At 47.3% G+C, this 1,978-nt stretch carries 1 rRNA gene and 1 other annotated feature (1 of these 2 cut by a window edge); the gene reads left to right on the top strand.

The annotated features are described in order from the left end of the window. Positions 1 to 93, top strand: a 5S ribosomal RNA gene (rrf, locus tag ABTW65_RS29335); the annotation flags it as partial. Positions 94 to 321: 228 nt separating this feature from the next. Beyond that, positions 322 to 1,978: a sequence feature (most likely nonfunctional fraction of RNA operon), on the top strand (it continues 2,753 nt past the right edge of the window).

A 1,978-nucleotide genomic window follows, 5' to 3' on the forward strand; every position in this document is an offset into this window, starting at 1 on the left:
TCACACCTGTTCCCATGCCGAACACAGAAGTTAAGCTCCTTAGCGCCGATGGTAGTCGGACTGACGTTCCGCTAGAGTAGGACGTTGCCAGGCAATCTACTTTTGACCTGTTGGTCATTTTTTTGTGGATTAATAGAATATATTAATAAATTAACTTGAATTTTTTGTTGACTTAACTATGCTTAAGATGTATAATTAATTCTTGTTGATTAGAAATGAACATTGAAAACTGAATGACAATATGTCAACGTTAATTCCAATAAACAGTAACGAAACGTTACAAACTATTTAGTATTTATGAGCTAATCAAACATCATAATTTTTATGGAGAGTTTGATCCTGGCTCAGGATGAACGCTGGCGGCGTGCCTAATACATGCAAGTCGAGCGAACAGACGAGGAGCTTGCTCCTCTGACGTTAGCGGCGGACGGGTGAGTAACACGTGGATAACCTACCTATAAGACTGGGATAACTTCGGGAAACCGGAGCTAATACCGGATAATATATTGAACCGCATGGTTCAATAGTGAAAGACGGTTTTGCTGTCACTTATAGATGGATCCGCGCCGCATTAGCTAGTTGGTAAGGTAACGGCTTACCAAGGCAACGATGCGTAGCCGACCTGAGAGGGTGATCGGCCACACTGGAACTGAGACACGGTCCAGACTCCTACGGGAGGCAGCAGTAGGGAATCTTCCGCAATGGGCGAAAGCCTGACGGAGCAACGCCGCGTGAGTGATGAAGGTCTTCGGATCGTAAAACTCTGTTATTAGGGAAGAACAAATGTGTAAGTAACTATGCACGTCTTGACGGTACCTAATCAGAAAGCCACGGCTAACTACGTGCCAGCAGCCGCGGTAATACGTAGGTGGCAAGCGTTATCCGGAATTATTGGGCGTAAAGCGCGCGTAGGCGGTTTTTTAAGTCTGATGTGAAAGCCCACGGCTCAACCGTGGAGGGTCATTGGAAACTGGAAAACTTGAGTGCAGAAGAGGAAAGTGGAATTCCATGTGTAGCGGTGAAATGCGCAGAGATATGGAGGAACACCAGTGGCGAAGGCGACTTTCTGGTCTGTAACTGACGCTGATGTGCGAAAGCGTGGGGATCAAACAGGATTAGATACCCTGGTAGTCCACGCCGTAAACGATGAGTGCTAAGTGTTAGGGGGTTTCCGCCCCTTAGTGCTGCAGCTAACGCATTAAGCACTCCGCCTGGGGAGTACGACCGCAAGGTTGAAACTCAAAGGAATTGACGGGGACCCGCACAAGCGGTGGAGCATGTGGTTTAATTCGAAGCAACGCGAAGAACCTTACCAAATCTTGACATCCTCTGACCCCTCTAGAGATAGAGTTTTCCCCTTCGGGGGACAGAGTGACAGGTGGTGCATGGTTGTCGTCAGCTCGTGTCGTGAGATGTTGGGTTAAGTCCCGCAACGAGCGCAACCCTTAAGCTTAGTTGCCATCATTAAGTTGGGCACTCTAAGTTGACTGCCGGTGACAAACCGGAGGAAGGTGGGGATGACGTCAAATCATCATGCCCCTTATGATTTGGGCTACACACGTGCTACAATGGACAATACAAAGGGTAGCGAAACCGCGAGGTCAAGCAAATCCCATAAAGTTGTTCTCAGTTCGGATTGTAGTCTGCAACTCGACTATATGAAGCTGGAATCGCTAGTAATCGTAGATCAGCATGCTACGGTGAATACGTTCCCGGGTCTTGTACACACCGCCCGTCACACCACGAGAGTTTGTAACACCCGAAGCCGGTGGAGTAACCATTTGGAGCTAGCCGTCGAAGGTGGGACAAATGATTGGGGTGAAGTCGTAACAAGGTAGCCGTATCGGAAGGTGCGGCTGGATCACCTCCTTTCTAAGGATATATTCGGAACATCTTCTACGAAGATGAGGGAATAACGTGACATATTGTATTCAGTTTTGAATGTTTATTAACATTCTTTGTACATTGAAAACTAGAT

Source organism: Nocardioides sp. NPDC127503, from assembly GCF_040302165.1.
GTDB lineage: Bacteria > Actinomycetota > Actinomycetes > Propionibacteriales > Nocardioidaceae > Nocardioides.